This is a genomic window from Streptomyces sp. NPDC088124 (assembly GCF_040685895.1).
Lineage (GTDB): Bacteria > Actinomycetota > Actinomycetes > Streptomycetales > Streptomycetaceae > Streptomyces.
In genome coordinates this window covers 39,517-65,054 of sequence record NZ_JBFBJB010000005.1, presented here as the reverse complement: position 1 = coordinate 65,054, position 25,538 = coordinate 39,517, and the positions used below count along the sequence as shown (strand labels likewise).

The window sequence follows — 25,538 nt, the reverse complement described above, 5'->3', positions numbered from 1 at the left end:
GTCACGCCCGGTCGTCAGCGGGGGCGCGTTCCGCCCCCGGCGAAATGGGCGTGGCGTGGGGGTCATCGAGGCGCGGCATTCCGAGGTGCGCCATCACCACGTCCCGTACGCCGAGCACGGCATCCGGTTCCAGTACGGCGAGGACGGGCAGGGCGTGGTGCCAGTCCTCAGCCGTCAGGGACGGGCGCAGAAGGGAGAGTGCACGGGCGCGGTTCTCGGCGGTGGCCTCACGGGGCGCTACGAGACTGCACAGGTGGCGGATCGCGTGCCTGAAGTCGTGAGCCGGTCCTGATACCTGGAGGATCAGTCGGTCGGCTCCCACACCGGCTACGTACGCGGCGAGCGACGCGTCGTCCGCGCCCGTCCGGACGCGGACGCTGTCCAGCACTTCGACGGCCGTTCCGTCGTCGCCCCGAGCCATGATGGCCAGGCCTTCGGCACCGGTCAGCTCCTTTGCCGCCCGACCCGCCAGCCGCTCTCGGGCACTCTCCGGATCGGACCTCGAATCCAGCAGCGCCCTCAGAATCCGGGCCTCTTGCGTGATGCTGTCGCCGCAGACGCGGCGCACGGTGTCCGCGAGGGAGGCCGTGCGCCCCGTACCGTCGTGGCCCGCGGCCACGAGCAGGACGACGAACGTGACGAAGACCTGGCCGTAGATCTGGGAATCGCGGGACAGCGCGCGCCGCCACAGGTCGTCCATGAAGTTCACGGCCCTGGTCGGTGCGCGCTCCCGAAGTGTCGTGGCTAGGGCGATGAGCGCCAGGTCCCTGGCATCCGTGTCCTCGAAAATTCCCGCATGGACGCTGCCGGACCGCCCGTCCCGGATGTCCTCGGCCACGGCGCGAGCATGGTCGTCGGCACCGGCGTACCCCAGCGCCTGCGTGGCCACGATCATGGCGCGCGCGTGGTCCAGCCAGTCATGGATACCCGCCGCTCCATCCGCCGCCGACTGCGCCAGACGCAGCGCCTCGCCGCGACCCGACGCGCCCGCTGCCTCGGCCGCCGCATGTTCGACCGACAGCGCCGCGAGCGCCCAGACACGTACCGCGTCCGTACCGATCCGCCCGATCAGGGACTCGGCGTCGTCGAACCGGCCGAGAGCCGCCAGTGCCCTCGCCAGAACGGCGACGGACTCGTCGCTGTCACGGTCGTGCGTCTCGCGGCCGAGCGCGGCCGCCGTACGCTCCGCCTCCGCCACCAGCCGCGCCGCCCACTCCGCGTCGTCGGCCGCGAGGCACCCGGCCAGCGCCGAGAGCGTCTCGGCGGCCAGCCACGGGGGCCTGCGCAGATCCGCGAGTACGGCCGCCTCCAGCTCGGCGGCACGGCCCGTTGCCGCGAGCACCGCGGCGACCTTGGGCAGGGTCCAGGTCACGCCCAGCCCCGAACTGTCCGTCTTTGCGGCCTTCAGCGCGGCCCACGCCTCAGCAGCCCGCCCCTCGCGGGCCCTGCCCAGCGCGAGGGCCGTCCACACCCTCGGGGCGTCCTTCAACAGCCTGCCTGCGGCCTCAAGTAGTTCCTGTGCTTCGTCGACCGCACCGGTGTCCGCCAACGCGACCACCACATCGTCGACGAGTTGGAAGGACCGTACGGACGGCTCCAGATCGCGCAGCTCCCCCCTCAGGTGTCGTGCCGCCCGCCGTGCGAGCCGGACCGCCTCTTCCGGACGGGCGTTGTGCAGGGCGCTGGCGGCAGCTGCCAGTCCGCGCGAATCGGCGTGCTCGGCGGCCCGCGTGATCCGGTCGTGAAGGTGGTCCTGACGGCGCGGATCGATGGCCGCGTACCCCTTCGCCACAGCGGCCATCACCCTGATCTCCTCGGCGCCGGCCCTCCCGTGTACTGATTCCTCCGCTTCACGCAGCAGCCGGGACGCGCGGTCGGGGTCCCGCCTGCTCTCGGCCATTGCCACCTCCACCAGCGGCAACGCCGCCAACGTCGAGGCTCCTCCCGCGTGAAGGAACTCGGCCATACCGAGCGCCATGCTCGTCCGCCCTGTCGTCGCCACGGCCACCGCGGCTGCCGTCACGTCCGCTTTGAGCACGGCCGACCAATTCCTGTCCCGCATCGACAGCCACGTCGCCACTCGCATTACTTCAATCGCCGCGGCCTCCGCCTGATCGTCCCCCCGGTCCGCCAGGACCCGCGACACCCCCGCCAGCGCCCGCGCCCGGTCCGTCGGCCGGAACACACTGCGCGCCATGCCCACCGCGCGCCGCGTCTGCCCCAGCCGCGCCAGCGCTACCGGAATCCCGGGCGGCAGCGTCCGGTTGCGGCGGGCCAGCAGGGCGTCGGCCGCCGTGAGCACCGCCAGGGAGCCGAGGTCGTCGGCGTCGACCGCCCGTACCGCCTCCCGCACCGCCTCGATCTCCGCGAGGCCCGCCGCGTCGCTGCCCGTCGACTCACGCAGGCAGTCGCTGCGCCGGACATCCGTGGCCAGGGCCGTCGCCCGGGCGAGGTCGCCGAGGGCGGTCACCATGCGGCCGTACGCCTGGAGGAGGTACGACGGGGTGTCCGGCGGCCAGCCGCGCTCCGCGTACCGCTCGGCCCAGGTGTGCAGGCGTTCGCGGTACGGCCCCGCCTCCGGGCCCAGTTGCTCCAGGGCCGTGACGAGCAGTGTGTCGTGGGCGAAGAGGTAGCCGCGGCTCTCGTCGTACGACCTGCCCGACGGACCGCCGCTGCCGCCGCTCTGCCCCCGCATCCGCAGAATGCGGCCGAACGCGCTGCCCAGCCGCTCCCGGACCGCCATCCGGTGGGCGCCGGTGAGGTCGCACAGGTCCTGGAGGGTGAGGCTGCCGCGTGCCGCCGCCAGCAGTCCGACGAGTTCTCTGCCCAGATCGTCCCCGGACAGCGCCCGGGAGAGGTCGAACGTGGCCTCGTACTGGGTGTGCCGGGCGGCCTCCGCCGTGCTCAGCCGGACGACCTCGCACCCCCTCAGCGGATGGCCGCTCGGGACGTCGGGCGGGACGCCGGGGCCCGGTCGACTGGTCACCAGCACCCGGACGTTGGGCGGCAGCCGCTGGGGCAGGCGCGAGGCGATGCTCGGGCCCGCGCCGCCGCCGGGGACGAGGGACTGGTCCTCGTCCAGGCCGTCCACGACGAGCAGCAGCGTGCCGCCGTCCCGCGCGACCCGTTCCGCCGCCTCCTTCAGCAGCAGCTTCCGCTCCCCCTCGCGGGCGATCGCGGAGCGGTGGCCGACGGGCTCGCGGCCCGCGATGGCGGCGAGCTGGTCGGTCACCGCCTCGGCGTACGCGGCGCCGTCGCTCTGGCTCGCGAAGCGCGCGGTGATGAAGAACCACACGGGCACCACCCCGCGCGGCGGATGCAGCGCGAACCAGGCCGCCAGGGCGGTCTTCCCGGCCCAGGGAGGTGCCTGGAGCCACCGGTAGGGCTCGGGACCACCGCAGAACGCGGTCAGGTCGCGGAGTTCGCGGCTCCGGCCGAGGAACTCGGCGGGGGCGATGTCCTCCAGCTGGGCCCGGAACGCCTCCTCGATCAGGTCGAGTCCGGACGGGGGCACCACATCGGGCAGGTCGGCGGGGGTCAGACTGCCGCAGCCCAGCGCCTCCTCCAGCCCCCGGAGCGCCTGCGGGGTCAGTTGCTCCGCCCAGCGGTCCACACGCCGCGCGGCGAGGCGGCCCGCGCCGTCGCCGGGGTGGTGGTGGGCCACGACGCCGACGATCCGGCCGCCGCTGAACACAGGGGCGCCCGACATGCCCTCCCAGGGTGAATGTGCCGCGTCCGCCGGGGCGTTGGGCGGGGTGGTGGCCAGGTCCAGCGTGCCCTCGCGGCGGTTGGAGAGCACGGCGCACGTCGCGTGGAGGTGCTCGGAGTCGCGGTAGCGCGAACCGTCCCCGTCGGTACGGAGCTTGAAGCGCGGGAAGCCGATCGCGCTGCACCGCAGCACGGCGTCGGACTCGCCGACCCGGGCGAAGCCCACGGGCTCCGCCGACGCGTCGGAAGGGGTGGCGTCCTGGGCGGGTACGGAGGGGACGGCGTCCTGGGCGGGTACGGCCAGGACCGCCACGTCGATCCCCGTGTCCGACCAGGCCACCGTGGCCAGGGCCGTACGTTCGCCCGGGCGGTCGGCGTCGAACCGTACGCGGATCTCCGTGCCGCCCGCCACGACATGCGCCGCGGTCAGCAGCCGGCCCGCCGCGACCAGGCAGCCCGAGCCCCGGCGGCCACCGTCGGGGAAGGTGACGATGATCTCGGCGGCGTGGTCGGCTCGCAGCCCACCGCCGGTCCCCGTGTCACGCCCCGCCCACCCCACGGCGCGCTCAGCGCTCCCCGTCGGCCTCGTCGCCCGCGATCAGGACGGGGCGGTCGGCCGTTCCGTCGGGTGAGGCCAGTTTCGGCTGGAGGGTGAGGGTGATCCGCTGCGTCTGCGCGTGTGCGTACGAGCCGTTGGCGCCGGCTTCGACCACCCAGAAGCGGACCTTGCCGTTGGCGGACGCGTCGCGCTCCACCGCGACGGTCGCCTCGATCTCCACCGGGCCCAGCTCGAACCGGACCGCGTCGTCCCGGCCGTCCGCCATCGCGGTGTTCAGTTCCCGCCGCAACTCGCGGATCAGCTCGGACAGTTCGACCACGTCGTCCCCCGACTCCGTCACCTGCCGCGCCGTGCGGCTGTCGTGCCGGAATGCTACAAGCCCTCGGCACACCCCGTTCTCACCCCGGTGTGACGGACCGCACACGGAAAGGAAATCCGCGGCGCCCCGTCCGTGCGTCTGGCCGGTGTGGGACCACGCAGGGAGACACCAGCGGCAACACCAGCAACGACACCAGCAACATGGAGATGTGGGGAGGTTCGTCCATGACCCGTGCCGTGACCGCCACGGAAGTGGCGCCCAGGGCCTACGCCTGGGAGATCAGAGCAGAGGCGTTGGAAGTACGTGCCGGTGGGCGGAAGACCGCCGTCGACGGGCTCGATCTGGAGCTGGGCACCGGCGTGCACGGGCTCCTCGGGCCCAACGGAGCGGGCAAGACCACGCTCATCCGCGCGCTCGCCACCGTTCTGCGCCCCGCCGCCGGCGCCCTCGAACTGCTCGGCGCGCCCGCCACCGACCAGGGCCGGCGGCGTGAGGTGCGGCGCCGGATCGGCTATCTGCCGCAGGAGTTCGGTTACTACAAGCGCTTCACCGTCCGTGAGTTCATCGAGTACATGGCGTGGCTCAAGGAGGTTCCCGCCCGGGACATCCCCGGGGCGGTGCAGCGCGCCGTCGAACGCGTGGGCCTCGCCGACCGGGCCGACCACCGGATGAAGAGCCTGTCCGGCGGGATGGTGCGCCGCGTGGGCATCGCGCAGGCGATCGTCAACGATCCGGCGGTCCTGCTCCTCGACGAGCCGACGGTAGGGCTCGATCCGGCGCAGCGGCTGCGCTTCCGCGAACTGCTGGTCCGGATCGGCGCGGAGAGCTGTGTCGTCGTCTCGACGCACCTGGTGGAGGATGTCGCCGCGGCCTGTACGGACGTGGTGCTCATGGCGGACGGGCGGCTGGTCTTCCGCGGCACCCCGGACGAACTCGCGGACGCGGGCGGCGCGGAGCACGCGGGCGACAGCCCGATCGAGCGCGGTTACACGGCGCTCCTGACCGGCCCGGGGCGGGGAAAGGGCGGTGTGTGGTGACCGGCTCCTCCTCTCCTGCCTCCTCGCCTGCCTCTTCTCCTTCCTCTTCCGGGGGCGGTACGCGGTCCGGGCGGATTCTGCGGATCGAACTCCGGTGCTCCGGCGCCCTGTTGGCGGGTGCGCTGGCTCTTGTCTCGGCCCTTGCCTTCCTCCATCTCATCACCGGCCCGTGGGTGAAGGGCGACGAGCAGTGGACCGCGGGCTACACCAACGCCGCCTGGTGGCAGCGGATGTCCCTGGTCTTCCTGTGGCCCCTGGCGGTGGTGGCCGGGGCGGTGCAGGGGCTGCGGGACCACCGCTCCGGTACGTCCGAACTCCTCGCGGCCACCTCGCGCCCGCCGTGGCACCGCGCCGCCGGCACCGCGACCGCCCTCGCGCTCACCCTGACCGCCGCCTACCTGCTGGTCTTCCTCTCCGGGGCGGTCCAGGTCCTCGCCAACAGCGGCTACGCGCACGTGGGCTGGCTGCCGATCCCGGTGGTCGGGGCGCTGGCGCTGGTCGCCGGTGGCTGGCTCGGCATGGGGATCGGCAAGGCCGTACCGTCCACGCTCACACCGCCCGTGCTCGGTGTGGTGGCCCTGCTGCTCTCGGTCGTGCTCAGCGGTTACGTCCTGCTGGATCCGGCGCCGCAGCGGGTCATGCTGCTCGCGCCCGCGCTGCCGGGGCCGCGCAGCGGGTTCCTCACCGTCGCCTGGCAGGCGAGCGCGGGGCAGGCGCTGTGGCTGCTCGGGGTGGCGGCCACCGGTTTCCTGCTGCTGGCCGGGGCGGGACGGCGGGCCCGACGCGGTGCCCGGATCCGGGCCCGGCTGCTCGCGCTGGCGCCGGTGGCGCTGGGCGCGGCGGTCGCGCTGCCGCTGCTGCCGGCCGGCGAGTACGACACGTACATCACCGACGCGTCGGTGACGGAGCCGGTGTGCGAGGGCCGCGTCTGCGTCACCCGGCTGCACGAGTCGCGGCTGGCCGGGCTCCGCGCCCCGGGGGAGGAGGCGCTGCGGCAGCTGTCCCGGCTGCCGGGCGCGCCCTCCTCCGTACGGGAGACGGTCACGCCGTGGCCGCCCGGCGCTCCGGTACGGCGTGACGCGGCGGTCCTGCCAGTCGACTTCGAGGCGCGGTTCCTCGACGGGGCCACGCCGGAGGAGACCACGCGCGCCCTGCTGGCCGGCGCCGGGACCGCGCCCTGTCTCGACCTGTACGCGGACCGGAGCACCGAGCAGGAGGAGCAGGAGCGGGAGGAGGCGTACGACGAGACCGGGGCCGTACGGGAGTTGGCGGCGCGCACGGTCGCCGCCGCGTGGTTCACCGGGGAGTTGAAGCCGCTGCCCGGCCTCGCCTTCGCGCGCGCGGAGGCCGACGCGCTGGCCCGGCCCGCCTGGCGGGAACTGCGCGCGCTGCCCGCCGGTGAACAGCGTGCGCGGATCGCGGCGCTGCGGAACGCGTCGCTGTCCTGCGACGACGACGGGACCGTACGCGCCGGCGGCGAGCGTGACCTGCTGAAGGTGCTGACGAACGGTGCGGGCGGCACGGGCGGTACGGGCGGCGGCGCCCGGTGAGCCGACCGCGTCCGGGGCGGGAAGGGCGCCGCTGACGTTCACCCGGCGGCCACTCCCCCGTCGCGCGGATGCCACCGGCCGGGGCGGGGAGGAATGAGTGGATGTGCGCGCCCCGCCCTGCCCCGCCCCACCGACCTGTGGAGACCGCATGCCCGGCACACCCGGACCCGGACCCGCCTCAGACCGTACGCCCGCGCCGCGTACCTCCCTCCGACGGAAGTCCCGGACGCGGACGCGCGGTACGGCGGCCGGGCTGGCCGCCGCCGCGCTGGCACTGGGCAGCGCGGCGGCGGGCGGCGCCCCGGCGGCCGCCGCCACCGCCGACTCCCTCAACTCCCTCTCCGCCAAGCCTTCCACCGCCTCGAAGTGCGACACCAAGCACAGCGCCGGCCCCTCCGGCTCGGCGGCGAAGGCGAAGTGCGCGCGGACCGGCGATCTCCTCGACGTGACGCTGGACCAGCTCCGTCCCACGCAGCCCGCCGTCGGCTTCGACCAGATCTACTACAAGCTCGGCCGCTACAGCAGCACCAAGGACGAGCAGAACGGCGACTTCAACAAGCGCTTCGACGACTGGTGCGAGACCAACGGCCAGGAGGAGGCGGCTGCGGTACCGGCCGACGCCACCCTCACCAAGCCGTCGAGCTTCACCTGCACCGTCGCGGTCGGCAAGGAGACGGACGAGACCCGCGCGGCGATGAAGACGGTCGTCGTCGGCCCCGGCGGCGCGCTGTACCTGACCGACGGGCACCACACCCTCACGTCGTTCCTGGAGACGGCCGACGGCGGCCCGAAGACCCACATCCGGCTGCGCGTCACCGCCAACCTGAGCGGTCTGAGCACCTCCGCGTTCTGGCGGACGATGCAGGACAAGAAGTGGGTGTGGCTGCGCGACGAGAACAACCGTCCGATCACCACGGCCCAGCTCCCGCAGCGGCTCGGCCTGGCCCGCTTCCACGACGACCGCTACCGCAGCCTCGTCTACTTCACGCGGGACATCGGCTACCGGGCGCCCGCCGACGCCGCCGAGTACCTGGAGTTCCTGTGGGGCACCTGGCTGCGCGACCGGGTCGACCTCGGCTCGTACGACCTGACCTCGCCCGCGTCGTACCTCGCCGCGGTGCGCGACGCGTCCGGGACGATGTCGGAGACGCCGGGCGACACCGTGATCTCCGACGGCCGCACCGCCGACGAGCTGGGGCGGATGGCGGAGTGGAACGACGGCAAGAAGCCGACCGGCGGTGAGTTCGGGAAGCTGAGCGCGCCGATCACCGACGCGAAGCCCGGCAAGCTGGCGTACGCGCTGGACTACCGCGGCCACCTCCCGGCCAAGCCCAACAAGCCCGGGAAGCCCGGCCACAACAAATAACTGGGGCGCGCCACGCGTCCCGGCTACCCTGGACGCCATGTTCAAGCACTACTTCTTCCTGTGATCCGGACCTGCCGCACCGCAGGTCCGACATCAGTCCCGCCCGGCACCGCTCACCGAGGCGCCCCGCCACCGAGCGGCGCCGCGAGCGGCCGGGCATGACACACCAGGAAGAAGCATGCGCGAACGCGCCCAATTGGCGATCAAAGACGTGTCCAAGGCGTACGGCGACCGGTCGGTTCTCGACCAGGTCTCGCTGACCGTACGCCCCGGCGAGAAGGCCGGCGTCATCGGCGAGAACGGCTCCGGCAAGTCGACGCTCCTGCGGCTGCTCGCCGGGGCCGAGCGGCCGGACGGCGGCGAGATCACCGTCGTGTTCCCCGGTGGCGTCGGCCATCTCGCCCAGACCCTCGATCTCGACCCGGCGTGCACCGTCCAGGACGCCGTCGACGCGGCCCTCGCCGGGCTCCGCGAGCTGGAGCACCGGATCGCGGCGGCCGAGGCCTCCCTCGGGTCGGCGGACGAGGCGCAACTGGCCGCGTACGGCGACCTGTTGGAGGCGTACGAGGAACGGGACGGCTACCGGGCCGGCGCCCGGGTCGACGCGGCGCTCGGCGCCCTCGGCCTCGGGCACCTCGCCCGGGACCGGCCGCTCGGCGCCCTCTCCGGCGGGGAGCGGTCCCGGCTGGCGCTGGCCTGCGTACTGGCCTCCGCGCCCGAACTGCTGCTGCTCGACGAGCCCACCAACCATCTCGACCTCCAGGCCACCACCTGGCTGGAGGAACAGCTCCGGGCGCACCGGGGGACGGTCCTCGCCGTCACCCACGACCGGGCGTTCCTGGAGCGGATCGCGACGACGATCCTGGAAGTCGACCGGGACACCAGGACGGTGACCCGGTACGGCGACGGCTGGGCCGGCTACCGGACCGCGAAGGCCGCGGCGCGGCGCCGCCGGGAGCAGGACCATCTGGAGTGGCTGGCCGAGGTGGCCCGTACGGAGGAACTGGTCGAGGCGGCCGGCCGGCGGCTCTCGGGCACGGGCCGGGACCCGCGCGAGGGGTTCGGCAAGCACCGCCGCTCGCACGAGGCGAAGCTGTCCGGGCAGGTCAGGGCGGCACGCGAGCGGCTGGAGCGGCTGCGCCGCGCCCCGGTCCCCGCGCCGCCGGAGCCCCTGCGGTTCACGGCCACGCTGCGCGCCGCGCCGCCGGTGGGCACGTCTCCCGACGATGCCACGGTCCCGGGTCCGGTGGCCGGACTGGACGACGTGGTGGTCGGTGACCGGCTCCGGGTGGCGGCCCTGAGCGTGAAGGCGGGCGACCGCCTCCTCGTCACCGGGCCCAACGGCGCCGGCAAGACGACCCTGCTCCGGCTGCTGGCGGGCGATCTGCGCCCGGACAGCGGTACGGTCACGGGCCCGCCCGGCGGCCCCGCCCGGATCGGCTACCTCCCGCAGGAGCTGCCCGCCGTACCGTCCCGGCGCCCGCTGCTGCACGCGTACGCGGCGGGCCGCCCGGGGCCGCCGGAGGAGCACGCGGACGAACTCCTCGCCCTCGGTCTCTTCCGGCGGGAGGATCTGGCGGTGCCGGTGGGCGCGCTCTCGGTCGGCCAGCGCCGCAGGCTGGAACTGGCCAGGCTGGCGGCCCGTCCCGCCGATCTGATCGTCCTGGACGAGCCGACGAACCACATCGCGCTCAGCCTGGTCGAGGAGTTGGAGGAGGCGCTGCGGGGCTACCCGGGCGCGGTCGTGGTGGTCTCGCACGACCGGCGCTTCCGGCGCGCGTTCGAGGGCGCGCGGCTGGAACTGCGCGCCGGGCGGGTGGTGCCGGAGGCGGACCGGGCACCGGAACCCCCGCCACGGGCCCGGGCCTGACGGCACCGGCCCCCACGACGACCGCCACCGGATCGTCGTGGGGGCCGACCCTCATGGGGGCCGAGCCTCATGAGGGCCGAGCCTCATGAGGGCCGAGCCTCATGGGGGCCGAGCCCCGTGGGGCCCCGAGGCGGATCCCCCGCCTCACGCCGCCTGGAGTGCCGGCGTCGGGGACAGGAGTGAGGCGCTAACCGCCGGGTACAGGCCCGCCACCGTACCGATCAGGAGCGTCGCCGCGAAGCCGCCGCCCACCGCCCACAGCGGGACCACCCACGGCAGCCCGCCCGTGTACGCGTAGACGGCCGTCGCCGCGCCGCCCAGCGCCACGCCCGCCAGGCCGCCACCGCCCGCGCGTGCGGCGCCTCCAGCACCGCCAGACGCCGCGACTTGGCGTGCCACTCCCGCCGCGAACGGTAACCGCCCGGCGCACGCCCGGTGCCCTTCTCACCGACCGGCGGCGTCTGACGGTCACGGTGTCGTTCCCGGCGCTCCTCTAGTCTGACCCGGTGCGGATGAGCGAGCGTACGGCGGCCGGGCGGAGCGGAGATATACCGACGGGACTGACGGGACCGCCCGCCCCGGAGGCGGTACGGGAGCCGGACCGCGAGCCGCGGCCGCCTCGGCAGCCGTGGTGGCGGGTGCCGCTGATCGCGACCGGGGCCGTCGTGCCGCTGTACGCCGTGTGGGTCGTCGTCCTCGCGACCGGCGGGGGCGATCTCGCGGCGCAGTTCGCCTGGGCCGGATTCATGGCCCGCCACCCGGGCTCCGCGTACAACCTCTCCTGGTACGGCGGTACGCACACCGCCAACTACAGCGTGCTGGCCCCTCCCCTGATGGCGTTCCTCGGCGTCCGGACGGTCTCCGTGCTGGCCGGGCTGGCCGGGAGCTGGGCGCTGGGCCTGCTGCTCGTGCGTACGGGGGTGCGGCGGGCGGTGTGGCCGGCGCTGCTCGGCTCGGTCGCGCTCTGGTGCAATGTCGCCTCCGGGCGGACGACGTTCGCGCTGGGGGCCGCGATCGGGCTGTGCGCCGTACTCGCCACGCTCGGGCCCCGCCCCTCCCTGCCCCGTACCTCCCTCCCCCGTACCGGCCGTTCGGTGTCCGCGCGGCTGCTCGTTCTCGCCTGGCTGCTCGCCGCTTCCGCCACCCTGGCCAGCCCCGTCGCCGGGCTCTTCCTCGTCGTCGTGGGGGCGGCGTATCTGCTGGACCGGCAGTGGGCACACGGGGCCGCGCTGGTCGTGCCGCCGTTCCTGGTCGTCGCGGCGACCACACTGCTCTTCCCCTTCGAGGGCGAGCAGCCGATGAGCCCCGGCAAGCTGTGGATGCCGCTGGTGACCTGCGCGGCGCTCTGTCTGGCGGCGCCGCGGAGCTGGCGTGTGGTGCGGTACGGGGCGTTCGTGTACGCGGCGGGGGTCGTGCTGACCTTCTCGGTCTCCTCGCCGATCGGCACGAACGTGGAGCGCCTGGTGGGCCTGGCCGGGCCACCCGTGCTGCTGGCGGCACTGCTGACCCGCGGGCCGGGGCCGCTCCGGGCGCTCCGGGCGCCCGCGCGCCCGTCAAGGGCGCCCGCGCGCCCGTCGAGGGCCGTCGTGCTTCCGCTCGTCCTCCTGGTGACCGTCTGCGTCAACACCTACTGGTTGCTCAGCAAGACGGAGGACGATCTCGTCGTGTCCACGACGGTGCCCGCCTGGGCGGCGCGCACCGAGGGCGTCGTCGCCGCGCTGGACCGGCTGGGCGCCGACCGCACCCGCGTCGAGGTCGTCCCCGCCCGCAACCACCGCGAGGCCGATGTCCTCGCCCCGTACGTCAACATGGCGCGCGGCTGGAACCGGCAGCTCGACGTCGAGCGCGGGCGTCTCTTCTACGACGGCCACGGCGGCGCCCGTACCCTCGACCCGGCCGCGTACCGCGCCTGGCTGGACCGCTGGGCCGTCGGCCTGGTGGTGCTGCCGCACGGAAAGCCCGACAGCCCGGCCGCCGCCGAGGCCGCGGTCGTCGCGGACGCGCCGGAATGGCTGACCCCGGTCTGGCGGGACAGCCACTGGACGGTCTACCGCGTACGGGACGCTGTCCCGCTGGTGACCGCGCCCGCCGAGGTCGTACGGAGCGATGCCGCGTCGATGACCGTCCGGATGGAGGCGGCGGGTGCGGTGACGGTACGGATCGCCTACTCGCCCTGGCTCAGGGCCCCCGGCGGCTGCGTGACGCGCGCGGGCGACTGGACCCGGCTGACGGTCCCGGCGGCGGGCGAGTACCGGCTGGACTCGGCGTACCGGCTGCCCGGGGCGGGGGCGTCCGGCTGCCGGGACTGAGGTGCCACGACCGCTACAGCTTGGTCCGGAACACCCCGGCCGGACGCTCACGGCGGTATCCGAGCGCCTCGTTGACGGCCAGCATGGGCCGGTTGTCGTCGGCGACGGTGGTGCTGATCTCCCGTATGCCGGGGCGGAGTTCGTGGAGCCGTTCCAGATGGTGGCGCTTGACGGCGCGGGCGAGGCCGCGGCCCCGGTGGGACGGGACGACCAGGGTGTCGTACTGGACCGCGCGGACGTCCGAGGGCGCGGGCAGGGCGACCTCCGTGTACGCGACGACCTCGTCGCCGTCGTTCGTGTCCAGGACCGCGGAGGTGAACAGCGTTCCGCCGCGCTCCTCGACCAGCCGGGCCGCGGCCCGTATCCGGTCGGTGTCCCAGCAGGGGGTCCGCTCGTCGAGCTGGCCCCGCTGGAGGTCGCTCAGCGGTGCGTGGGCGCGGGTGAAGGCCTCGGCCAGGCGGTCGGGGACGACGCCCTGCCAGTCGGTGAAGCGCAGCCCGTCGGGGAGCGCGGGGTGGGCGGGCAGCGGTATGCCCTCCAGGACCTGGCGGACCCGCTGGAGGTACCGGCCGAGGGGCAGGACGTTGGTGAAGCCGAGGCTGTCGACGAACGCCTCGCCCGCGCCGCCGAGTTCGAGGACGGTGGAGACGGAGGTCCGTCCGTCGGCGGCGAGTTCGGCGCGGAGGGCCGCCCAGAGCGTGGCGCCGATGCCGTGCCGCCGGGCGTCGGGGCGGACGATCAGGGTGTCGAGGAAGGCCGTGTGACGGTTGTTCCGCTCGGTGAACAGGACCAGGGAGGCGACGCCCTCGTACGCCCCGTCGGGAGCCACCGCCGCGAGATGCAGGCTCCGCCCGCCCACCGGCGGCACGCGCAGCTTCCCCTCGGTCTCGACCCGGCTGCGCTCGGGCACCGACGCGGGCAGATCACGGGCGTGCGCCGCGGCGACGACTCCGTACCAGGATTCAGTCTCGGCATCCGAGGGCGGACTTCCCAGAGTGATCAGCATGGACCGAACCTACGCGTGCGAGAGGGGCGACGCCCCCGTGTTAGGAGGACATCCGGGCGGACTGGCGAGTCGAGGAGGACACTTGCGCCCCGGGAGTCACAAGGACTCCCGGAGTCACAAGTGCCCCGAACGGCACTGTCGGCACTGCTGTACGGCACGGACCTGAGGCATGGGCGCACGGCATAGTCGCGCGCTTCAACCGCGGTTCTCTCAGACGGTTTTACTTCAGGAAGCGCCGCTTCGGAAGGCGTTGCCGGAGATGCGGCGGAAAGCGTCGCGTCAGGCGGCCGTGTTCTCGGTGACGGTGACCCGGCCCTTGCGGATCGTGGCGAGCCGTGGGGCGCGACGGGCGATCGAGCTGTCGTGCGTGACCATGACGAAGGTCAGGCCGTGCTCCTTCCAGAGGCCCTCCAGCAGCTCCATGATCTCGTCGCGCATCGACTCGTCGAGGTTCCCGGTGGGCTCGTCGGCGAGCAGCACCTTGGGCCGCTTCACGAGCGCGCGGGCGATGGCGACACGCTGCTGCTGACCTCCGGAGAGTTCGCCCGGCACATGCCCGAGGCGTTCCCCGAGCCCGACGGACTCCAGTGCCCGCGCCGCCCGTTCGCGCCGGGCGGCGCCCTTGAGGCCGAGGGGTACGAGGGCCGTCTCGACGTTCTCCTGCGCGGTGAGGGTGGGGATCAGGTTGAAGCTCTGGAAGACGAACCCGATGGACTCCGCCCGCACCTTGGTAAGTCGGGATTCGGACAGTCCGGCCAGATCCACCCCGTCGAATTCCACGCTTCCCTCGGTGGGCCGGTCGAGACCGCCGAGCATCTGGAGGAGGGTGGACTTACCGCCGCCGGTGGGTCCCTGGATGACCAGCCGGCCGCCGTCCTCGATGGTCAGATCGACGCCGGCGAGCGCGTCGACGGTCTGCTTGCCGCGCGCGTAGCGCTTGGTGACGCCTCTGAGCTGGTACACGGTTCAACTCCTGCTGTACGGAAGACGGAAGGCTGTACGGACCGCGGGGGCGGGGACCCGGGCGGGGGAGGAGGGGAGTGGGCTCCCGGCGCCCCGTCACTCGACGCGGCGCAGCGCGTCCGCCGGGCGCAGCCGCGAGGCGCGCCAGCCGCCGAAGCCGCCCGCGATCAGGCCGCCCGCGACGGCGAGCGCCACGGCGACACCGATGGTGGAGACGGAGACGGGCGCGGTCAGGGCGATGTCGAGCGCCTTGGAGGCCGCCTGCCGGCCCGGTCCGCCGCCGCCCATCGGGCCCCCGCCGAAGCCGCCGGCCAGGCCGCCCGCGCCGCCCGCTCCGCCCGTGGAGCCGAGTTCCGCGGTGAGGGTGGGGCTGATCGCGGTGACCAGGTAGGCGCCGCCGAGGCCCAGCGCGATGCCGAGCGCCCCGCCGAGCAGACCGTTGACCAGGGCCTCGCCGACGACCTGCCGGGTGACCCGGCCGCTCTTCCAGCCGAGCGCCTTCAGCGTGCCGAACTCCCGCACCCGGCGGCTGACGGCCGAGGAGGTGAGCAGTCCGGCGACCAGGAAGGCGGCGATCAGGACGGCGATGGAGAGCCACCTGCCGACGGTGGTGGCGAGGTCGGAAGCGGTGGAGAGGGAGCCGGAGACGGTGTCCGCGAGATCGGCGGAGGTGGTGACCGTCGTGTCCGGGATGTTCTTCTGGATGGCGGACTTGACGGAGTCGATCTGCTGCGAGTCGGCGGCCTTGACGTAGACCGTGGTCACCTTGTCCTTGGCGTCGGCCAGGGTCTGGGCCTTCTTCAGCGGGATGTAGAGGTTGGCGGCGGAGTCCCCGCTGTCGGCGGTCGCGATGCCGACGACCGTGAACATCACCGAGGAGATGGTGACGGTCCCGCCGACCGCGAGGCTCTTCTCCGTGGCGTACGCGCTGTCGACGACGGCGACCGCCGCGTCCGTCTCGGTGCTCTTGAAGGTACGGCCCTTGGTGATCTTGGAGGAGGTCAGCGGACCGAGCGCGGGTGAGGTGACGTCCGTACCGTAGACGGAGTACGAGTCGACGTCGAACGCGGCGCCACCGCCCGTCACCGTGCCCCCGGAGCCGCCCGAACCGCCGCCCGTGCCGCCCCCGCCGCCGCCCGTGGCGTCGCGCTGCTGCGGGGCGAACTCGCCGCGCCGGAACTCCCCGTTCACCTTGAGGACGTTGAGGCTGAGCCCGCCCACGGCCGTCGCGACGCCGTGCTGTTCGCCGACTTCGGTGACGGTCGAGGAGGCCAGGGTCTGGAAGCCCTGGACCATCACCCGGTCGCTGCTCTGCTCGGCGTCCTCGTCCGAATCCGAGCTGTCCCGCGCGTCGAACTCGAAGCGGCGGCGGTTGGTGTCCCCCTCGCCGGGCGGGGTGGCGGCCTTGGTGACCGTCATGTCCGTGCCGAGTCCGTACAGCGACTGCAGGACCTTGTCCTGGGCCCGGCCCATGCCGGCGGAGACCGAGCTGACGACGATCACCAGTGCGATGCCCAGGGCGAGCCCCGAGGCGACGACGAGCGCCGCCTTTCTGCGACGGCGCAACTCGCGCCGGAGGTAGGTGAAGAACATGGGCGTGAAGCTAGGCGCCCGTGGTGATGGCCGGATAAGTCCGGGGTGAGAGCGGGATGAGAACGCGGACGGCGGCGGCACCGGGAGGGTGCCGCCGCCGTCCGTGCGACAGATGAGGCGCGACGCGAGCGTGTGGCGCCTCGGCGCCTCAGCGCCTTACGTCAGCCGCGCCAACGGTGCGTCAGGCGTTCGAGCCGGCCTGCCACTCGGCCCAGTCCATGTTCCAGCCGTTGAGCCCGTTGTCCGGCTTGATGGTCTTGTCGTCCGAGTTCTTGACGATGACCACGTCACCGATGAGCGAGTTGTCGTAGAACCACGCGCCGGGCTGGTTGGGGTCTCCGGCACCCTTCACGTCCGCGAGGCCGACACAGCCGTGGCTGGTGTTGACGTTGCCGAAGACCGAGCGGGCGCCCCAGTAGTTCCCGTGGATGAAGGTGCCCGAGGTGGACAGCCGCATGGCGTGCGGGACGTCCTTGATGTCGTACTCGCCCTTGCCGTCGTCGTCCGTGAAGCCGACCGTCGCGCCGTTCATCCGGGTCTCCTTGAACTTCTCGGAGATCACCATCTGACCGTTGTACGTCGTGTTCTCGGGCGAGCCGGCCGAGATCGGGATGGTCTTGACCGTCTTGCCGTCACGGGTGATCGTCATCATCTTCGACTTGGCGTCGACGGTGCTGACCTGGTTACGGCCGATCTTGAAGGTGACGGTCTTCTGCTGGACGCCGGTGACCCCCTGGGCGCCCTCGACACCGTCCAGGGCGAGCTTCAGGGTGACCGTCGAGCCGCCCTGCCAGTACTGCTCGGGGCGGAAGTCGAGACGCTGCCCGCTGAACCAGTGGCCGACGACCTCCTGGCCGCTGCTGGACGTGACCGTGATCGCGTCCTGGACGGCCTTCTTGTTGGTGATCGCCTTGTCGAAGTTGATCGAGACCGGCATGCCGACGCCGACGGTGGAGCCGTCCTCGGGGGTGAAGTTCCCGATGAAGCTGTTGCTGGGCGAGACGGTGGTGAAGGAGACGTTCTCGTGGGCCTGGCGGCCCTTCGCGTCCTTCGCCGTCGCGGCGATCTTGTAAGCGGTGGAGCGGTCGAGCTGCGCGTCCGGCTTCCAGCTCTTGGCATCGGCTGCCAGCGTGCCCTTGACCTCGGTGCCGTCGGCGGTCGTCATCTTGACGTCCGTGAGCTCACCCTTGGTGACGGTGACCTTCGCGTCGTTGTTGATGCCGACATTCGTCGCGCCGTTCTTCGGCGCGACGGCTATCTGGGCCTCGGAGGTCTCTTTGGCAGCCGCTTCGTCCGCCTGGACCTGTGAAGAAGTCTTCGAGCTCTCGGCGCCGGTCTTCTCGCCGTCGCCGCCGCCGCTGCACGCAGAAAGCACCAGAACGCCGCCGAGCACCGCGGACGCGGCCGCGAGGACCTTGCGCCGCTTGCTGTCCTTCATCACACGCTTCTCCATCATCGCCGCTTACCCTGCCGATAACCCTTAAGAACGCCTGTATCCGTTCTTCCGGTTCCGGATCAGCCGGCAGTGTGGTGAACACCACGTCACGGCCGGGAAGCAGGCCGGCCCCGGTCCGCCGGCTGCTGCGGACCGAGGCCTACCAGGGTTGCACGCTCACGCGTCAGCGCCGACCAGCGGTGACCTCCCCACCGCCGATGACGCCTCCGACCTGCTCCGACGCCTCGTCATCCAGATCCTCGTCGTCCCCCGTGAGGTCCCATTCCACCGAGTCCGGGTCGTAGTCGATCAGCTCGCTGCTCCACGACGCCTGGGCGAGACCGACCCCGGGGATCTGCTCGATCAGGTCGTGGGGCTCGACGAGGTACGCCAGGGCCTCCGCCTCGTCGCCCCGCACCGCCGCCCGGGCCCGCGCCCGCTCGTCGTCGGGGACGGAGACGTCGCCGTCGATCCGGGCGAGGGCGGCGGAGCCGAGGCGCTCGGGGTCCTCGACCTCCAGCACCAATTCGACCGTTACCCGCACATACCGTGATGTTTCTGTAGTGGTCATACGACGGAGGGTACGGCTCCGGAGCCCAATACCGGCCGCACGGCACCGGCGAACCTGGCGGCGACAAAACGGGCTCCGTGCAATGACGGGCGAGAAGTTGGCTAGCATCTCCCCCACTCACCCAATTCGGCGCTGCCACAAGGGGGATCCATACGTGTCCGTCGCACGGCGACCGCTGCTGACGGCTACCGCGGCCGGAACGCTGCTCTGCGCTCTCTGGTTCGTCCCGTCCGCCAACGCCACCGGTGACCGGGGCGCCGCCCCGGCGCAGGGATCGGCGCCCTCCGCCCAGAGCCTGAGCGCCGACGGATCAGAGGTCTCCGAGGTCACGGACAGCACCGACAGCTCGGTGGGCCCGGCCGGACCGGCCGGGCCCCCGGCGTCCGCCGAGGCCACGCCCCTGGCCGACACCGGCTCCGGCTCCGGTGGGCCGAGGCTCGCGGACACCGGTGGCGTGGACACCACGCCGTACGTGCTCGGCGGGAGCGTGTCGCTCGCCATCGGCGTCTCGTTCGTCGCGTACTCGGTGCGCAGGAGCGCCCGCGAGTTCTGACGTACGCGGGGCGCTCCGGTCCACGGGTTCCGCGCACCGACTCCGCAGATCGTCCCCACGTACCGGCCCCGCGTACCGGCCCCGCGCCGCTCAGGCGAGCGGGCCCGTCACCGGCTCCACCGCCGCGATCAGCAGCCCCTCCCGTACGAAGGCGTCCGCCCCGGCCAGATCCGGGGAGAGGAAACGGTCCGGCCCCGGCCCCGCCACCCCCGCGGCCCGCAGCGCGTCGATCACCGCGCGGGAGGCGGGCGCGGGGGTCAGCCCGTCCCGCAGCTCGATGGCGCGGGTCGCCGCGTACAGCTCGACGGCGATGATCCGGGTCAGGCTGTCGACGGCGGTACGGAGCTTGCGCGCCGCCGACCAGCCCATCGAGACATGGTCCTCCTGCATCGCGGAGGACGGGATCGAGTCGACGGAGGCGGGGACCGCGAGCCGCTTCATCTCGCTGACCAGCGCGGCCTGCGTGTACTGGGCGATCATCAGCCCCGAGTCCACCCCGGGGTCGTCCGCGAGGAAGGCCGGCAGCCCGTGGGAGCGGTTCTTGTCGAGCAGCCGGTCGGTGCGGCGCTCCGCGATCGAGCCGAGGTCGGCGGCGACGATCGCGAGGAAGTCGAGGACGTACGCGACGGGGGCGCCGTGGAAGTTGCCGTTGGACTCCACACGCCCGTCGGGCAGCACGACCGGGTTGTCGACGGCCGAGGCCAGCTCCCGGTCGGCGACGATCCCGGCGTACGCGAGGGTGTCCCGGCCGGCCCCGGCGACCTGCGGGGCGCAGCGCACGGAGTACGCGTCCTGGACGCGCGGGGCGGCGTCCGCCTGGAAGTGCCCGGTCAGCCCGGACCCGGCGAGCACCCGCAGCATGTTGTCGGCGCTGGCGCCCTGGCCCGGATGGGGGCGGATGGCGTGCAGTTCGGGGGCGAGCACCCTGTCCGTACCGAGCAGGGCCTCCAGGCTGAGCGCGGCGGTGATGTCGGCGGAGGTGTAGAGCCGCCGCAGATCGGCGAGGGCCATGATCAGCATGCCGAGCATGCCGTCGGTCCCGTTGAGCAGCGCGAGCCCCTCCTTCTCGCGCAGCTCGACGGGCGCGATGCCGTGGGCGGCGAGCAGTTCCCCGGCAGGCCGCACCACCCCATCAGGCCCCTCGGCATCCCCCTCCCCCAGCAGCGTGAGCGCGCAGTGCGAGAGCGGCGCGAGATCGCCGGAGCAGCCGAGGGAGCCGTACTCGTGGACGACGGGGGTGATGCCCGCGTTGAGCACGTCGGCCATGGTCCGCGCGACCTCGGGGCGTACGCCGGTGTGCCCGGAGGCGAGCGTCTTGAGCCGGAGGAACATCAGCGCCCGTACGACCTCCCGCTCCACGCGCGGCCCCATTCCGGCGGCGTGCGACCGCACGATGTTGCGCTGGAGCCGCCCCCGCAGCTCGGGCCCGATGTGCCGGGTGGCGAGCGCCCCGAACCCGGTGGAGACCCCGTACACGGGCTCGGGCTTGGCGGCCAGCGCGTCGACGACCTCCCGGGCGGCGGCGAGCGCGGCCAGGGCCGCGGCGGAGAGCTCGACGCGGGCGTGGCCGCGGGCCACGGCGATGACGTCCTCGGCGGTCGTCCCTGACGTCCCCACCACGACGGTATGCATATCCATATTCAGGAGCGTACGTACTGTATCTCGGGGTGTCACCCTCCTGACAGGGCGTCGCGGTTGACCCACACCCGCCACCACTGTGCCGGGGCACGGGGCTCCGGCACCCCCGGAGCCGGAGCCCCGGATACCACCCCGACCCCCGTCTTGCACACCGCGCCTCGCACCCCATAAGTTACCGACAGGTAGCCCGCCAGGCGTGCGGCGGTTCCTGCGTCGACACTGCGGCCCCGCGGCGCCCCGCCCAGTCCGAAGGAGTCGCCATGCCCTCGCTCGACCGTCAGGACACCGTCTTCGTCCTCGACCTCGGAGACGGAGACGGAGAGAACCGCTTCCACCCCGACTGGGTCACCGCCGTCGGCGCCGCGCTCGACGAGGTGGAGCAGGCGGAGGGACCTCGCGCCCTGGTCACCGCCGCCACGGGCAAGTTCTGGTCCAACGGGCTCGACCTGGACTGGCTCTTCGCCCACGCCGACCGGCAGCAGGAGTACGTCGCCTCCGTCCAGGGGCTGTTCGCGCGGATGCTCTCGCTGCCGGTCATCACGGTGGCCGCGCTGCAGGGGCACACCTTCGCCGCCGGCGCGATGTTCTCCCTCGCCCACGACTTCCGCGTCATGCGCGCCGACCGCGGCTACTGGTGCCTGCCCGAGGCGGAGATCAACATCCCCTTCACCCCCGGCATGGCCTCCCTCGTCCAGTCCCGGCTGACCCCGCGGACCGCGCACGAGTCCATGCTCACGGCCCGCCGCTACGGCGGCACCGACGCCGCGGCCGCCGGCATCGCCGACCGGGCGGTCGCCGAGGACGCCGTACGCTCCACCGCCGTCGAGATCGCCCGGGCGCAGGCGGGCAAGGCCGGCGACACCCTCGCCACCATCAAGTCCCGTATGTACGGCCCGGCCCTGACCACCCTGCGCGACACCTCCGCCCCGCTGGGCTGACCGCCCTCGCCGGTGAGGCGCGGTCGACCGGGGTGAGCCCTCCGTGCCGGGTCAGATGGCGGCGCTGGTGCGCAGGCGTTCCGCGTACTCCCACAGCGCGCGTTCCCGGTCGGGGTCGTAGGACTCCTCGGAGGACCGCACGGCCCGGGTGCGGTCGATGTATGACCCGGTGGGTGCGGTGGCGCCACCGAGGATGACGTCGGCGAGTCTGCGGCCGGCGGCGGGCACGGAGTCCAGCAGGGGCGTGGCGGCCAGCGGTCGGGTGACGTACCGCATGAATATCCGGGTGAGACCGCCGTCGCGGGACAGACCGGTTCCGGGCACGAGAGCGGGGTTGTAGGCGACGATGTCCACGCCATCGGGCGCCTGCCCGATGTCCACGCCATCGGGCAGGCGCCGGGCCCATTCGTGTACGAGGTAGATCGCGGCGAGCTTGCTGGTCGCATAGGCGCTGCGGCCCGCGCTGGAGGCCCCCGGACGCGGGAACGCACCGGGCCGCGCGAGGACGTCCGGGTCGGACCAGCGCAGCTTGAACAGGCCGCCACCGTGCTTCAGATCACCGAAGTGGGTGTCGCTGACGGTGATGACGATGCGGGCGGGGGACGTGAGGCCGGGCGCGAGTTCGCCGAGGAGCATGTGGTTCGCGAGCACGTTCACGGCGAACGTGGTCTCGTAACCGTCGGGCGTGGACCGCTGGGCGTCGTTGAAGGAGACACCGGCGTTGCCGACGATGCCGCCGAGCGGAGGTAAATCGCCGCTGTCCAGCCGCCGCCGGACCGTCTCGGCAGCGGCCCGGACACTCGCCGCGCTCGCCAGGTCGGTTTCCACGAGGGTGACGTCGGAGCGTATGGACTGCAGTTCCGTCAGCGTCACGCGTCCTGTTGCGCCGCGGGCCAGCATCACCAGATGGAGCTGTGCGTCGCGCCGCAGCAGTTCGGCGGCGGCCTCTCGGCCGATGCCGCTGGTGGCTCCGGTCATGAGCAGTGTGTACATGATCGTTTCGTTTCGGGCCGTGTGTACGCCGGGCCGGGACCACAGGCACCGGCTGATTTCAGTTGACAGCGAAAACAGAATGACACGCGTTGATCTCCCGGCCGGGCGGTCCCCGGCCTACGGAGGCGGTGCGTCGCGGAAGCGGCGGCGGTCGCGGGCCGGGAGGGCCGGGGCGTCCGCGAGGCGGACCACCGCGCCGTCGCGCCCCGCCACCACCGGGCCCGCCGCCCGTACCGCCTTCGCCCGGTACTGCGCCGCGTCCGCCAGCCGGAAGAGCCGGCGCGCCGAACTCACCTCGCCGATCGGGTCGCCCGTCGAGGCGAGCCCGCACGCCACCCCCTCGCCCAGCTCCAGCTCCGCCGCCCGCGCGCGCGGCGGGCACACTGCGACGGGGCACCGTCCACCATCGTCCGGACGGGGCAATGGCGCCCTCGGGACCGCCCCCGAGGTAAGAGCGCTCATCACTCCCCCCCGTTCCGGGGCGGAGGCCCGGGGCGGCCGACTCTCGAAGGCCGGCCGACCCGGGAACCGCAAGAGCTCTACGAGGACGGATGATCCCCCCAGGAACCCTCTGCTCTCAGTCGGACCACCAGGGACTCCCACTCAGCCGATTCCCGCTACCGTCGAATGAGCCGTGCCAGCGGGATTGGGCCGAGGAGGTCACTGTCAAGGCTGCAACAGCCCCACTCGCAACGCCCGGAACAGGACTGGGCGAGGACGGCTCTCACGTATCCACGCGAGCATCGGACCGGGCCCGGCATCAAGGCCCCGAGCAAACCGAGAGCGTGAAGGACCGCAGTGCGGCTGCGCGTGATCACGCACCACACCCGCCGCTCACTCAGCATGTGGGACCCCGCCGCTCGCACTGGGCGCCGAAAGCAGCGCCCATACGACCTTGCCGACCCCATCACGGTCACTGACACCCCATTGCTCGGCCAGCGCCTCCACAAGCATGAGGCCCCTGCCACCGCACTCGTCCAACTCAGGCACTCGCTGTCGTGGCTGTTCGGACGACGCGTCATGCACTTCCAGTCGCAGGCCACCGGAGGCCGGGAGAAAGTGAGTCTCGATCTCCCGCCCCGGTGACACGCGCGCATGCCGCACGGCATTGGTGACCAATTCGGAAAGGACAAGGAGTGCCGGCTCCTCCAGCGCACTCAATCCCCAGTCCGACAGGATCTTGCACAACTCCCACCGCGCCAGCCCGGCAGAACTCGCGTGACGGTTCCACCGCAGCACCACCGGAAGTCCACTGTGATCCGTGGGACAGCTCATCGGCCGACCTCCACACCATGGATCACACGCGGCCCCGCATCGACACCGTGGAAGGCAAGCCACAACTCCCGCCGTCGCTGCCGACGCCGCCGCTGCTCCACCCGCTCCCAGCGCTCGAACTCACCCCGGAGACAGGGCAACAGCAGCGCATCATGTGTTCCACACGCGGCGGTTCGGCATCCGTGCACGAAGACCACCGCCGGACGGAACACCACCCGTCGCGGCGGCGAAATGTCCAGCCGATGACGGCCCCCAGCCGGAAACAAGCCACGCAACAGTGGCTCGAAGAGACGAACGATAAGCTTGACCATGTCGACGCTCCTTCAAAGCGTTGGCCACACCCCCGGACCCGCCCAGGTCGCGGGGGTGCTTTTCGTGGGCGGCAATGCGAAGCCACCAGAATCACCACCAAGTGACCTTCACATCACTTCCAGTGACCAGAGGTCAGGATGCCCTCACATCACCTACTTTCGCAACCGAACCAGAAGGAAAATGTTCCAAGATCTATAAAGCTGGCTACCCTGGGCTCTTCACCATCGCGCGAAGGGAACAACTCATGGCCGAACATCGCCCATCCGTCCGACGCCGACGGCTTGCCGCGACGCTCGTCAAGCTTCGCGAAGCCACGGGGAAGTCGCCGGACGAGGCTGCGGATCGCATCGGATGCCATCGCTCGAAGATCAGCCGGATCGAGAACGCCCGCCTCGGAATCTCTCTCGGCGAGTTGCGCGACCTGCTGGCGTTCTACGAGGTTGACGACCCAGGGTTCGTGGAGGACCTGGTAGACCTCGCCCGGCGCGGGACCGAGCGCGGATGGGTCCGGAACCTGAGCAGCACATTGCCCGCGTACGCCGATCACATTGACTACGAGCAGACGTCGGATTACATCCGGTCATTCCAACCGCTGCTGATCGCCGGACTGTTCCAGACTCCCGACTATGCACGTGCCCTGTACCGCGCCAACCCGGAAATGCTCAGCGACAAGCAGATCGACGCCCTGGTCGACATGCGAATGCAACGTCAAGAAGTGCTTGAGCAGGACCAGCCGCCACGGATCTGCGTCATCGAAGGAGAGGCTGCCCTCCGGAGCCAAGTGGGTGGCAGCACCGTCATGGGGCCCCAACTCGATCATCTGCTGGACATCGCCGACCGCCCCCACATCGACGTACAGGTTCTCCCGCTCGGCGTGGGCGCCCACGTGGGGCTCGTCGGCGCCTTCGTAGTCTTCGCGTTCCCCACTCCCGCCTTCTCCGACGTGGTCTGCGTCGAGCACGTCACAGGGTCGTTGCACATGGAGACCCCTGAAGAGACAAGCAGGTATACGCTCGCGTTCGACTCGCTGAGATCAGCGGCGTTGAGCCCCGCGCTCAGCCTTGACCAGATCCAGCAGGCCAAGCGCGAGCTGTGAACTCCGAGAAAACGAGGTCTCCTTCATGTCTGCCCCCGAACTCAGCGGCTCCATATGGCAGAAGAGCAGTTACAGCGGTGGTGGTTCAAGCGGCGGCGACTGTGTCGAGGTTGCCCGATTCACCAAGTCCGCCGCCGTACGGGACAGCAAGGCCCCCAGCGGTCCCGCGCTGCCCTTCACAGACCAGGCGTGGGCGGCTTTCACCACCGAGATGAAGCGCTCCGCCTGTTGAGTGGGGGTGTATGCGCCGAGCAATTCACTCTGGTCGAACCGGGTAGGACCTGGCCGTCATCAGCCCGTACCTGAACGACCACATCTTGTTTCAGTACCTGCGCCGCCCGAGCTGACCGTTCGCCCGGACGCGTGCAACCCTCACCTGGACATCGAGTTCGAGACCAGGCAAGGACAGTAGGCCACCGTGTGAGGGACCGGCGAAGAGCCCGCCGG

At 72.4% G+C, this 25,538-nt stretch carries 19 protein-coding genes and 3 pseudogenes; 9 read left to right on the top strand and 13 right to left on the bottom strand.

Annotated elements, in window-relative coordinates:
- Position 1: 1 nt before the first annotated feature.
- Together AB0P17_RS05435 and AB0P17_RS05430 are read right to left on the bottom strand one after the other, a co-directional pair.
- Entirely contained in the window at positions 2-4,267 is a 4,266-nt protein-coding gene (locus AB0P17_RS05435; RefSeq protein ID WP_365807791.1) for a trypsin-like peptidase domain-containing protein, read from the bottom strand.
- Between the two features lie 7 nt (positions 4,268-4,274).
- Complete coding sequence (locus AB0P17_RS05430; protein WP_365807790.1) at positions 4,275-4,607, bottom strand: trypco2 family protein; 333 nt, start codon at positions 4,605-4,607, stop codon at positions 4,275-4,277.
- A gap of 203 nt (positions 4,608-4,810) precedes the next feature.
- On the opposite strand from AB0P17_RS05430, the gene AB0P17_RS05425 reads away from it, so the two are divergent.
- The 4 genes and pseudogenes from AB0P17_RS05425 to abc-f all read left to right on the top strand — a co-directional run bounded on the left by AB0P17_RS05425 (position 4,811) and on the right by abc-f (position 10,409).
- The gene (locus AB0P17_RS05425) at positions 4,811-5,623 is read left to right on the top strand and encodes an ABC transporter ATP-binding protein (RefSeq protein ID WP_365807787.1); all 813 of its coding nucleotides are present in this window, start codon (positions 4,811-4,813) and stop codon (positions 5,621-5,623) included.
- Between the two features lie 110 nt (positions 5,624-5,733).
- The gene (locus AB0P17_RS05420) at positions 5,734-7,173 is read left to right on the top strand and encodes a hypothetical protein (RefSeq protein WP_365807785.1); all 1,440 of its coding nucleotides are present in this window, start codon (positions 5,734-5,736) and stop codon (positions 7,171-7,173) included.
- A 382-nt stretch (positions 7,174-7,555) separates the two neighbouring features.
- Positions 7,556-8,485: pseudogene (locus tag AB0P17_RS05415) on the top strand (ParB/Srx family N-terminal domain-containing protein); the annotation flags it as partial.
- Positions 8,486-8,717: 232 nt separating this feature from the next.
- Positions 8,718-10,409 carry a ribosomal protection-like ABC-F family protein gene (gene abc-f / locus AB0P17_RS05410; RefSeq protein WP_365807784.1) on the top strand — a complete coding sequence of 564 codons (1,692 nt, stop codon included), beginning with the start codon at positions 8,718-8,720 and terminating at the stop codon, positions 10,407-10,409.
- A 144-nt stretch (positions 10,410-10,553) separates the two neighbouring features.
- On the opposite strand, the pseudogene AB0P17_RS05405 reads toward abc-f, so the two are convergent.
- Positions 10,554-10,760 (bottom strand): annotated as a pseudogene (locus AB0P17_RS05405) (ABC transporter permease); the annotation flags it as partial.
- 287 nt (positions 10,761-11,047) lie between these two features.
- Here AB0P17_RS05405 and AB0P17_RS05400 point away from each other — a divergent pair.
- The gene (locus AB0P17_RS05400) at positions 11,048-12,718 is read left to right on the top strand and encodes a hypothetical protein (RefSeq protein ID WP_365808101.1); all 1,671 of its coding nucleotides are present in this window, start codon (positions 11,048-11,050) and stop codon (positions 12,716-12,718) included.
- 13 nt (positions 12,719-12,731) lie between these two features.
- Here AB0P17_RS05400 and AB0P17_RS05395 read toward each other — a convergent pair whose 3' ends face one another.
- The 5 genes from AB0P17_RS05395 to AB0P17_RS05375 all read right to left on the bottom strand — a co-directional run bounded on the left by AB0P17_RS05395 (position 12,732) and on the right by AB0P17_RS05375 (position 18,286).
- Positions 12,732-13,724, bottom strand: a complete 993-nt coding sequence (locus tag AB0P17_RS05395; RefSeq protein WP_365807782.1) for a GNAT family N-acetyltransferase — start codon at positions 13,722-13,724, stop codon at positions 12,732-12,734.
- A 279-nt stretch (positions 13,725-14,003) separates the two neighbouring features.
- Positions 14,004-14,687, bottom strand: coding sequence for an ABC transporter ATP-binding protein (locus AB0P17_RS05390; RefSeq protein ID WP_365807780.1), 684 nt, complete (start codon positions 14,685-14,687; stop codon positions 14,004-14,006).
- A gap of 96 nt (positions 14,688-14,783) precedes the next feature.
- Positions 14,784-16,280, bottom strand: coding sequence for an ABC transporter permease (locus AB0P17_RS05385; protein ID WP_365807778.1), 1,497 nt, complete (start codon positions 16,278-16,280; stop codon positions 14,784-14,786).
- 181 nt (positions 16,281-16,461) lie between these two features.
- Entirely contained in the window at positions 16,462-17,733 is a 1,272-nt protein-coding gene (locus tag AB0P17_RS05380) for an Ig-like domain-containing protein (protein ID WP_365808099.1), read from the bottom strand.
- Between the two features lie 166 nt (positions 17,734-17,899).
- The gene (locus AB0P17_RS05375) at positions 17,900-18,286 is read right to left on the bottom strand and encodes a hypothetical protein (protein ID WP_365807776.1); all 387 of its coding nucleotides are present in this window, start codon (positions 18,284-18,286) and stop codon (positions 17,900-17,902) included.
- Positions 18,287-18,440: 154 nt separating this feature from the next.
- Between AB0P17_RS05375 and AB0P17_RS05370 the strand changes: the two genes are divergently transcribed.
- Positions 18,441-18,839, top strand: a complete 399-nt coding sequence (locus AB0P17_RS05370) for a cell wall protein (RefSeq protein WP_365807774.1) — start codon at positions 18,441-18,443, stop codon at positions 18,837-18,839.
- 90 nt (positions 18,840-18,929) lie between these two features.
- Here AB0P17_RS05370 and hutH read toward each other — a convergent pair whose 3' ends face one another.
- Entirely contained in the window at positions 18,930-20,471 is a 1,542-nt protein-coding gene (gene hutH / locus AB0P17_RS05365) for a histidine ammonia-lyase (RefSeq protein WP_365808097.1), read from the bottom strand.
- Between the two features lie 266 nt (positions 20,472-20,737).
- Between hutH and AB0P17_RS05360 the strand changes: the two genes are divergently transcribed.
- Positions 20,738-21,415, top strand: a complete 678-nt coding sequence (locus AB0P17_RS05360; RefSeq protein WP_365807773.1) for an enoyl-CoA hydratase-related protein — start codon at positions 20,738-20,740, stop codon at positions 21,413-21,415.
- A gap of 51 nt (positions 21,416-21,466) precedes the next feature.
- Here AB0P17_RS05360 and AB0P17_RS05355 read toward each other — a convergent pair whose 3' ends face one another.
- The 4 genes and pseudogenes from AB0P17_RS05355 to AB0P17_RS05340 all read right to left on the bottom strand — a co-directional run bounded on the left by AB0P17_RS05355 (position 21,467) and on the right by AB0P17_RS05340 (position 23,994).
- The gene (locus AB0P17_RS05355; RefSeq protein WP_365807772.1) at positions 21,467-22,393 is read right to left on the bottom strand and encodes an SDR family NAD(P)-dependent oxidoreductase; all 927 of its coding nucleotides are present in this window, start codon (positions 22,391-22,393) and stop codon (positions 21,467-21,469) included.
- A gap of 132 nt (positions 22,394-22,525) precedes the next feature.
- A pseudogene (locus AB0P17_RS05350) lies at positions 22,526-22,774 on the bottom strand (diguanylate cyclase); the annotation flags it as partial.
- A gap of 468 nt (positions 22,775-23,242) precedes the next feature.
- Entirely contained in the window at positions 23,243-23,683 is a 441-nt protein-coding gene (locus AB0P17_RS05345; RefSeq protein ID WP_365807770.1) for an ATP-binding protein, read from the bottom strand.
- Positions 23,680-23,994 carry a hypothetical protein gene (locus AB0P17_RS05340; RefSeq protein WP_365807768.1) on the bottom strand — a complete coding sequence of 105 codons (315 nt, stop codon included), beginning with the start codon at positions 23,992-23,994 and terminating at the stop codon, positions 23,680-23,682. The genes AB0P17_RS05345 and AB0P17_RS05340 overlap by 4 nt, the downstream gene beginning before the upstream one ends.
- Before the next feature lie 245 nt (positions 23,995-24,239).
- Here AB0P17_RS05340 and AB0P17_RS05335 point away from each other — a divergent pair, with 245 nt between their 5' ends.
- Entirely contained in the window at positions 24,240-25,091 is an 852-nt protein-coding gene (locus AB0P17_RS05335; RefSeq protein WP_365807767.1) for a helix-turn-helix transcriptional regulator, read from the top strand.
- Positions 25,092-25,116: 25 nt separating this feature from the next.
- Positions 25,117-25,323 carry a DUF397 domain-containing protein gene (locus AB0P17_RS05330; RefSeq protein WP_365807766.1) on the top strand — a complete coding sequence of 69 codons (207 nt, stop codon included), beginning with the start codon at positions 25,117-25,119 and terminating at the stop codon, positions 25,321-25,323.
- Positions 25,324-25,538 lie beyond the last annotated feature (215 nt).

Excerpts from the sequence above, each read along its gene's own strand:
- AB0P17_RS05425 (WP_365807787.1), top strand. The coding sequence starts at position 4,811 with ATGACCCGTGCCGTGACCGCCACGGAAGTGGCGCCCAGGGCCTACGCC.
- abc-f (WP_365807784.1), top strand. The coding sequence starts at position 8,718 with ATGCGCGAACGCGCCCAATTGGCGATCAAAGACGTGTCCAAGGCGTAC.
- AB0P17_RS05395 (WP_365807782.1), bottom strand. The coding sequence starts at position 13,724 with ATGCTGATCACTCTGGGAAGTCCGCCCTCGGATGCCGAGACTGAATCC.
- AB0P17_RS05385 (WP_365807778.1), bottom strand. The coding sequence starts at position 16,280 with ATGTTCTTCACCTACCTCCGGCGCGAGTTGCGCCGTCGCAGAAAGGCG.
- AB0P17_RS05380 (WP_365808099.1), bottom strand. The coding sequence starts at position 17,733 with ATGGAGAAGCGTGTGATGAAGGACAGCAAGCGGCGCAAGGTCCTCGCG.
- AB0P17_RS05375 (WP_365807776.1), bottom strand. The coding sequence starts at position 18,286 with ATGACCACTACAGAAACATCACGGTATGTGCGGGTAACGGTCGAATTG.
- hutH (WP_365808097.1), bottom strand. The coding sequence starts at position 20,471 with ATGCATACCGTCGTGGTGGGGACGTCAGGGACGACCGCCGAGGACGTC.
- AB0P17_RS05360 (WP_365807773.1), top strand. The coding sequence starts at position 20,738 with ATGCCCTCGCTCGACCGTCAGGACACCGTCTTCGTCCTCGACCTCGGA.
- AB0P17_RS05355 (WP_365807772.1), bottom strand. The coding sequence starts at position 22,393 with ATGACCGGAGCCACCAGCGGCATCGGCCGAGAGGCCGCCGCCGAACTG.
- AB0P17_RS05345 (WP_365807770.1), bottom strand. The coding sequence starts at position 23,683 with ATGAGCTGTCCCACGGATCACAGTGGACTTCCGGTGGTGCTGCGGTGG.
- AB0P17_RS05340 (WP_365807768.1), bottom strand. The coding sequence starts at position 23,994 with ATGGTCAAGCTTATCGTTCGTCTCTTCGAGCCACTGTTGCGTGGCTTG.
- AB0P17_RS05335 (WP_365807767.1), top strand. The coding sequence starts at position 24,240 with ATGGCCGAACATCGCCCATCCGTCCGACGCCGACGGCTTGCCGCGACG.
- AB0P17_RS05330 (WP_365807766.1), top strand. The coding sequence starts at position 25,117 with ATGTCTGCCCCCGAACTCAGCGGCTCCATATGGCAGAAGAGCAGTTAC.